Genomic DNA, 8,164 nt, shown 5'->3' with positions numbered 1-8,164 from the left:
AGAGCGTCAGTATCACCAGTGCGGAAAATCATCACACCACCCTGACGAAAACCGAACAAAAGCAAAGCGGCTTAACCGTGGCGCTCAGTGGCACGGCAGGCGGCGCCATCAACAGCGCGGTACAGACGGCCCGGACCGCGCAGCAGACCGCCGACCCGCGCCTGAAAGCGTTGCAAAATACCCAGGCCGCGCTCAGCGGGGTTCAGGCCACCCAGGCGGCCCGACTGGCGGAAGCGCAGGGCAGTGACGAAAAAGGCAATAATAATCTGGCCGGGGTGAGCCTGTCTTACGGTCGCCAGTCTTCACGTTCAGAACAGCAGCACCGCCAGACCACCCAACAGGGCAGCCACCTCACTGCCGGGGATAACCTCACGATAACCGCCAAAGGGGATGGCAAAGGCGCATCAGGCCAGAATGGCGATATCCGCGTGCAGGGCAGCCAGTTACAGGCGGGTCAAGACCTGCAACTCAATGCCAGCCGAGACATCCAACTGAGTTCCAGCCAGAACACCGAACAGACTGTCGGCAAAAACAGTAGCCACGGTAGCGCGCTGGGCGTGGGTGTCACCGCCGGCCCGGGCAGCACCGGTTTGACGGCGTCGGCCAATGTCAGTCGGGGCCGCGGCCATGAAAATGGCAACGGGGTCAGTCACACGCACACCACATTAGAGGCAGGACAGACCGTTACCCTCAACAGTGGCCGGGATACCACGCTGCAGGGGGCGCAGGTCAGTGGCGAACAGCTGACCGCCGAGGTGAAACGCCATCTGACATTAAGCAGTGAACAGGACCACCAGCGCTATGACAGCCAGCAGCACAATGCCCGAGCCGGGGTCAATGCCACCGTGGGTCCGAAGCCGGACGGCACATTAAGCCTGAATGCCAGCCGCAGCAAACTCCACAGCAGCTATGACAGCGTGCAGGAGCAGACCGGGCTGTTTGCCGGTCAAGGGGGCTATCAGGTGAATGTCGGCGACCACACCCAGCTGGACGGTGCGGTGATAGCCAGTCACGCTGACAAAACCAAAAACACCCTCAACACCGGCACACTGGGCTTTAAAGATATTCAGAATCAGGCGGATTTTAAGGTTGAGCAGCAGAGTGCGGGGGTCAGCGTCGGCAAACCGACCGCTGGTCAGCGGCTGAACAATCTGGCAGTCAATGCACTGAGCGGTTCCAATAACCAGGGCCATGACAGCACCACCACGCACGCCGCCGTCAGTGACGGCACCCTGATTATCCGGGATAAGGCGCACCAGACGCAGGATGTCGCGACCCTTAGCCGCGACACCGATAACGCCGCCAATGTCCTGAGTCCGATATTTGATAAGGAAAAGGAACAACAGCGGCTGAAACAGGCGCAACTGATGGGCGAACTCAGCGCCCAGATGACCGAAATAGCCGGGACGGAAGGGAAAATTATCGCCACCAACGCGGCGAAAGCGAAACTGGACCATCTTAGTGAACAGGATATTGAAGCTGCCAAAGCCACCCTGGCGAAAACGGGTCACGCCGACCCGAGCATGGAAGACATTAAAAGCCAAATCTACACCGCCGCCTATCATCAGGCGCTGAATGACTCGGGTTTTGGGACTGGCGGCACCTATCAGAAAGCGTTACAGGCGGCGACCGCCGCCATTCAGGGACTGGCGGGGAACAATCTGGGTCAAGCGCTGGCTGGGGGGGCTTCACCGTATCTGGCCGGGGTGATTAAGGAGATGACCACCGACCCGCAAACCCATCAGGTAGATATCGCCACCAATACATTAGCCCATGCGATTTTAGGCGCGGTAGCGGCAGAGGTCAGCGGCAATAATGCCTTGTCAGGCGCAGCCGGTGCCGCGTCGGGGGAGCTGGCGGCTCAGGTCCTGATTAAGCAACTTTACGGTGATGGGGCCAAAGTCAGTGAGTTAACGGAGGAGCAGAAGCAAACTATCAGCACCCTTTCCACCCTGGCGGCAGGATTGGCAGGCGGTATTGCTGGTGACTCCACCGCCAGCGCCCTCACTGGGGCGCAGGCAGGGAAGAACGCAGCGGATAATAATGCCCTTAGCATGGGAAGTCTGTTTGGTGCCGAAGGCGCTAAACATTTTGAAGGTGCGGAGTCGCTGGCTCAAAAGATGGCTCAATCCGGGGCAACACCTGAAGAAATCAACGCAGCCTTAACTCACTACCTAAAAGGGCAAGTCCCGGATGGTCAGGACCCGGCAAAAGGTCTGATTATTGCGTGGGGGAACTTCTTTGGTGTTCCATTGGATGTCGTGTTATCAAATGAGCAGATGACACCGCAAAAGGCGGCGGAAATTGTTGCCGGTGGCATACCTACCAGTGAAGCAAAGCTGATACAGTTTGCGGCAGCGAAAGCGTTTTTGTCTTTAAGTAAGTATCAGTCGACAGACGTCATTGAGGGGAAAGGAAGCTCTCTAGCTGATAAAAATATTACTGGAAATAAGACGACAACTCCTTCTGAAAAATTAGAGTGGAATTCATGGCAACATTATCAAAAAACTACTGTTGATGGACGGCAATACGCCAAAATTGGTGATCGTCTTTATTCACAACATGCTGTGGATAGAATGCAACCTTCTGGTCTTGGTTCACCAGCAGGAACAACCGGACCTGGTAGAAATGTGACGCCCAACATTGTAGATCATGTAATTAAAACTGGTACTCCACAAAACAGTGTTGTTAATGGTGTTACCCGGACAACATATTGGAATGGTGATGTTGGTGTCGTGACTGAAAAAAATGGTAATGTAATTGTTACGATCCTTCGTAGGAGTGTGAAATGAATGATTGGATCTACCCTGAAGTAATTGAGTGTCTGAAAGGAGCTTGTAGGAGCTTTCTTGAAGGAAAGATAACAATACAGGATATTCAGTCAGAGATTTATAAAGCAGAAAATCAAATAGTTGCACTTGAAGAAAAGTGGCTTCGCACAATTTTATTTGATGCAGAGAATGAGATAGAGCTATTGATCTATACAGTCGATGAAAAAAGGCTAGATGAATCAGTAACATCTATAATCAAAAATATTTTAACCAATATAGGATAATTTCAAGTAATTTCCTGCCTCTTGAACGGACATCTAGTTTAAGAGGCAAGATTTCTTCTGAAATTGTTTGAACGACTATTTCACTTTATAGCTTTCAGCATCAACCCACCGGAATAGAACTCAATTCAGTTAATAGCCATATAGGGAAATACTCAGCTCTTAGGCACTGCCTTTTAACAGCGTCAAGTAAAGTTACTTATCGGTCTAAAAAGTCGCGTCGGGGCGTTGTGGGTCGAGCCTCAAACCACACTGGAAAAAACGGATTGTAACTGACTGAGGGCATTGGGGAAATCGGAGTTCGGTAATCAACTTCGCAATGGAATGCGTTGTTGTGGACAACAACCACCTAAGTGTGGAGAAGAACCAATCGCGCAGTGAGGAACTGGTTAATTGTCAGGGGGATACCAGTTGCCGTTCTGCCGTTAGGGATAAATATCGGCAAGAGTATGACAAGGTTCAGGAGCGGATAGCAACGTGTTCAGGGGCTGACCAGTGCGTTGCCGTTGCTAAAGAGCTGCGGGCATTGCAAGGTGACTACAGTGCTCGGATAGGCGAAATTCAGGAAAAAGCCAGAATGCAAGGACTGGATTCCCTCACGCCAGCGGAAGTACGGGAATGGGCTGATTTACGGGGTGCTATGTCGAATATTGACGCATCACGGAATTTAGTGCTCCATCGTGCCCAAATCACCGGCGGCTCAGAAGAAACCACCCAGGAAATCATGAAGATTATGGGGCAGACGGGAATTACTGCGTCTGCGGGGATTGCTGGAGGGATCAGTAAAGCTGGAGCAAAAAGCGGTGGAGATGTTGGAAAAGACAAGCAATCGTATCAACCGAATCAGGGAGCGGTTGGGAATATGAAAGAATTTCTTACTCAACCCGGTTTTGGTACTCAAATAAAAAATAGTACACAAAAAACCAGCCAAATATATCAGGGGCAGAGTGTTTACAAAGCCAATAACAATATTGGAAAAGTGATTCAAAAAGGTGATCATCTATATCTTGATGGTCAACATAAAAACCATCTTGAAATTTTTGATAACAAAGGGAAATTTAAGGCTGTCTTAAACTTAGATGGTACGGTAAACCAGACCAAAACTGATGCTGCTAAAGGAAGGAAATTATAAATGTCTATGCGTAGAATAGCGTTGAGCAATAAAAAACTACGTGGTATACCACGTAGACTACGTTCCTTGAAAATATGGTCCGAGTCATATAGAACCTATTTTCCTGTTATCACTGAAAATGATTATTCTTATGGTTACTGGAATGTGAAAATTCCAGTGCATTCAGCATTGGTGCAAGGAAAACAGACAAATAAAAACATTCAATCTATTTGTGCTCAAGATTTGATAGATGCAGCTTATAACATTTATAAAACGAAGCCAAACAACGAAAATAATATAAGAATTACTTGTTCCATTGTATTTCCTGATATGTTTTCAAGTGAATTATGTATATTCACATCTGAGGAGTATTTTAATGAACATACACGTAATGGATATAGTCGGTTTGGTAAAATAACTTTATTGAGTGAACGAAGCTTATGCAAAGAATGGAACTTACGATTACCCGATGGTTTTTCAGAACTAGGTGTTCTTAGAATAAGTGAAGATGACGAGGGAAAGCCTTATTATTCTGAATACTGGTATATTGGTGAAGTTAACTAAAGGTAAGAATTTATGTTTTAAAAATAAATCTCGGCCAACAACGCTGAGATTTTACTTTATATACCAGCTAATTATCCTTCATTAGCCAGCCGGATAATCAACTGTCCCCGTTCAATGGTGATGTTTACCTCTTGTCCGGTGGCAAATCCGGCTTCTTCCAGCCAGTTGCCTTTAAGATGCAAGCTGGGATGCTGACTGTAATAACGGGTCATGCCGGTGCTATGGTCAGGGTGTGAAATCACTGTTGATCTGGATAAAATAAAAATCAACATAGATTTAATATGATGATTAGAACCCACCCCGGTTTGTAAAAGCCGGGACTGTTTTTTTAGCCTACTCCGTCAACATCACAATGGAGGAAGTAAAGTTAAACGCTTACTTACTGAGCAGACTGTTGTTCTTTAACTGCATCTGGGTAAAGTGGACTATTAGGCTGAAGAAGCGCATCGGGGCATTATAGGCTGGGTATCAAGCTGCACAGGGATAAATCTAGTCGTAACTTATTGATTGTATTTGAAAAATCGGTGTTCGGCGGTTAGCCTCGCAATGGAATGCGTTGTTACTGACAATAATGCCCTGAGCTTACTCAAAGGAATGATGGATTACGGTCGGTCAGCATCCAGTCTGGCTACCGCTATGCTAAATGAAGGTAAATCTCCTCAAGAGATTTCGGCAGCATTGTCAAAACATGCCAAAGGTGATCACCCGGAAGGACAAGATCCGGTAAGAGGATTGTGAGTCGCTTGGGGAGCAGGTGTTTCTGCTGTTGGAGGGACTATAGTTACCCCTATTCTTGGGGATGCATTCACTTGCTGCTGCGCTGCAACTTGAAATCTATTGGTTATAGTATTTGATGGATTTGTCAGCATGATTATTTAATGTCGGTATCAATGTTATGGTTGAATTTATTTGTAGAAAATTAAGCTACCTAATCAAATAATGGTTGAAATTAATATCGTATTTTTTAATTAATTGTATTGATATGATGATGTTGTTAAATGACTTCTAAAATTATTTATTCCAATTAATTGTTAATGATTTGCATGATTACCTTGTGTGATTTTATTTTAATGCTGTTAATGATTTATTCAGGGAAAATAAAATGGTAGAAATAATTTCATTTATAATCTGTTTGTTTCCTTCCTTTTTCTACCCTTGCCGGAAATCCATTAATTTAAATAGAATTAAATGTTTGTGTTAATCAAAGTTACTTACGATAATTTGAATTTAAACCTTTGGATTCTGGAAGGTAACTATCAGAAAAAGAATAGTTAGTGAGTAAATGATCTGAGTGGGTTAATAAGCAGAAACCGCAGTGTCTGAGGGGCTATCAGATCTTTTACAATAAAGTTGTTCACGAAGTCCTCAGGCATGAATGACATATAATAGTAAAATGTTATCTGAATCTTGTAGAAAAGTTATATCAGTACGATTTTTTATTAACAAAAATGAATATGATTATCAAGATAAGGCTGTTTAACTTACATGCAATAGTTTTAAATCTATCTTTCCACATCCCCCATCCGACCGGTTAACTTATTTACTCTCTTATTAGCAACTCAGATCGGACAAACTCATGCCCGCGTTAATAAAAGAATTTCTTACTCCAAAATTATTAATTTTTTTATTTGATGTTATGGATCGCATTTTGGTGATGAAAAGCGGCGTTATTATGCGTTGGTAAGATCGCTTAACGACAGATGAAAATAAAGTCGTGGCCTATTTGGTCAGTATAATGATGAAACTTGTCATTTAATTTGTCACTATGATTTATTTAGAGGTTTACTATGGGCAGTACTGGAAGTGTAAGTGCATGGGATGAAGCATTATTAATTGCGGCTATTCAATATCCTGTTCCTATAATTAAAGGACCTGAAGATATTCAGGTTCAGGTGAAACAGATTTGTAAAACGATAGATTCAACGAAAGTGGGTTATCCTGATCTGGATATTATCGTATTCCCGGAATATTCCACACAGGGATTAAATACGAAGATCTGGACCTATGATGAGATGTTGTTATTGTTGGACGGTCCAGAAGTTGACTGTTTTCGTTCGGCCTGTATTCACAATGATATTTGGGGCGTTTTCTCGGTAATGGAGCGTAATGAAGATCCGTTACTATCTCCTTATAACACCGCTATTATTATTAACAATAAAGGTGAGATTGTACTGCATTACCGTAAGTTACAACCTTGGGTGCCAATTGAACCTTGGATGCCGGGCAATATGGGTATGCCGGTCTGTGAGGGACCTAAAGGTTCAAAATTGGCGGTTTGTATCTGTCATGATGGTATGTTTCCTGAGTTGGCACGTGAGGCAGCTTATAAAGGTTGTAACGTCTTTATTCGCATTTCCGGTTATTCTACTCAAGTTAATGACCAGTGGATCTGGACTAATCGTACCAATGCTTGGCAAAACCTGATGTATACCGTATCGGTTAATTTGGCCGGTTACGATGAGGTTTTCTATTACTTCGGTGAAGGTACAATTTGTAACTACGATGGTAACGTTATTCAACAAGGGCAGCGTAACCCGTGGGAAATTGTTACCGCCGAATTGTTCCCGCGTCTGGTGGATAAAGCTCGTGAGAATTGGGCGCTGGAAAACAGTATTTTTAATCTTGGTTGTCGGGGTTATGTTGGTAAACCCGGTGGTGAGAGAGCTAACTATCTGACTTGGGTACGTGACTTGGCAAACGGTGAATATAAACTGCCTTGGGAGGAAAACATCCGTATTCGTGATGGATGGAAATACTATCCAGAAGGGGTGAAATTAGGGCCATTACCGAAAATCGGTAAATAATCAAGACGATAATAACACAGCACCGCAGGGTTTGCGGTGCTGTTCTTTTTGCCATCCTGTGGCGAAGGTGAGTTTTTTTTCTGAAAGATATTGTAGAAATATAGGCTATAATAGCTATAGGATTAACTATTGCGTATTTTATTAATAATATTCCTATTCTTGTTGATATGAATCATTTTTTTGATGTTAAATTGGAGTTATTACGAATCATTTATCGGTTAATTATTGTAGTGAGGTGGGTGTTTATTAATTATTTATTTCGGTAAATTATTATTAATTTATTGAATGAAAATTAGATATATAAAATCGGTGTTTAATTTAATTGAGGTATACCTGTTATCTTTCAAGCTGTCTCTTTGTTGGCTACACTCACTCACCCCGGTCACAGAGTTATCTATGACATAGTTATCTATGCTCCCGGGGATTTGCTCCCTTGCCGTCGTGATGCATCTTGAAATCTATTGGGTATAAAGCTTGAATCCTGTTTGCACCATCCGATAAATCACATCAAAGAATAGTTTTCTTAGAATATGTTGCCTGATAATCAATACGGTATTGCATTAATGGTAATCTTAGCTATATTATAATCCAATAATATATACCCTTTATCTTTCAAGTTGCCTCTTTGTTGGC

Annotated in this window: 6 protein-coding genes and 1 pseudogene; 6 read left to right on the top strand and 1 reads right to left on the bottom strand. The window is 44.1% G+C overall.

What is annotated here, in order from left to right:
- From AM629_RS13940 to AM629_RS13925, 4 genes are all read left to right on the top strand, one after another.
- On the top strand, window positions 1–2,792 hold a 2,792-nt coding region (locus AM629_RS13940; RefSeq protein WP_235525480.1), incomplete at its 5' end, for a hemagglutinin repeat-containing protein.
- A complete protein-coding gene (locus tag AM629_RS13935) occupies window positions 2,789–3,055 on the top strand; it encodes a hypothetical protein (protein WP_036773806.1) in 267 nt (88 codons plus the stop codon). The genes AM629_RS13940 and AM629_RS13935, both read left to right, overlap by 4 nt.
- Window positions 3,056–3,371: 316 nt before the next feature.
- A complete protein-coding gene (locus AM629_RS22290) occupies window positions 3,372–4,184 on the top strand; it encodes a hemolysin BL-binding protein (protein ID WP_072161893.1) in 813 nt (270 codons plus the stop codon).
- Window positions 4,185–4,727, top strand: a complete 543-nt coding sequence (locus AM629_RS13925) for a DUF3916 domain-containing protein (protein ID WP_054479890.1) — start codon at window positions 4,185–4,187, stop codon at window positions 4,725–4,727.
- Between the two features lie 71 nt (window positions 4,728–4,798).
- Here the strand turns inward: AM629_RS13925 and AM629_RS13920 are convergent.
- A pseudogene (locus AM629_RS13920) lies at window positions 4,799–4,960 on the bottom strand (SymE family type I addiction module toxin); the annotation flags it as partial.
- Window positions 4,961–5,273: 313 nt separating this feature from the next.
- Between AM629_RS13920 and AM629_RS13915 the strand changes: the two are divergent.
- Both AM629_RS13915 and AM629_RS13910 read left to right on the top strand, forming a co-directional pair.
- Window positions 5,274–5,465 carry a hypothetical protein gene (locus AM629_RS13915; RefSeq protein ID WP_235525479.1) on the top strand — a complete coding sequence of 64 codons (192 nt, stop codon included), beginning with the start codon at window positions 5,274–5,276 and terminating at the stop codon, window positions 5,463–5,465.
- Between the two features lie 1,049 nt (window positions 5,466–6,514).
- A complete protein-coding gene (locus AM629_RS13910; protein WP_054479888.1) occupies window positions 6,515–7,531 on the top strand; it encodes a formamidase in 1,017 nt (338 codons plus the stop codon).
- Window positions 7,532–8,164: the final 633 nt, after the last annotated feature.

The organism is Photorhabdus heterorhabditis (genome assembly GCF_001280945.1).
GTDB classification, from domain to species: Bacteria; Pseudomonadota; Gammaproteobacteria; order Enterobacterales; family Enterobacteriaceae; genus Photorhabdus; species Photorhabdus heterorhabditis.
The sequence above is the reverse complement of the archived record's forward strand: the minus strand, read 5'-3'. Positions and strand labels throughout refer to the sequence as shown.

Excerpts from the sequence above, each read along its gene's own strand:
- AM629_RS13935 (WP_036773806.1), top strand. The coding sequence starts at position 2,789 with ATGAATGATTGGATCTACCCTGAAGTAATTGAGTGTCTGAAAGGAGCT.
- AM629_RS22290 (WP_072161893.1), top strand. The coding sequence starts at position 3,372 with ATGGAATGCGTTGTTGTGGACAACAACCACCTAAGTGTGGAGAAGAAC.
- AM629_RS13925 (WP_054479890.1), top strand. The coding sequence starts at position 4,185 with ATGTCTATGCGTAGAATAGCGTTGAGCAATAAAAAACTACGTGGTATA.
- AM629_RS13915 (WP_235525479.1), top strand. The coding sequence starts at position 5,274 with ATGGAATGCGTTGTTACTGACAATAATGCCCTGAGCTTACTCAAAGGA.
- AM629_RS13910 (WP_054479888.1), top strand. The coding sequence starts at position 6,515 with ATGGGCAGTACTGGAAGTGTAAGTGCATGGGATGAAGCATTATTAATT.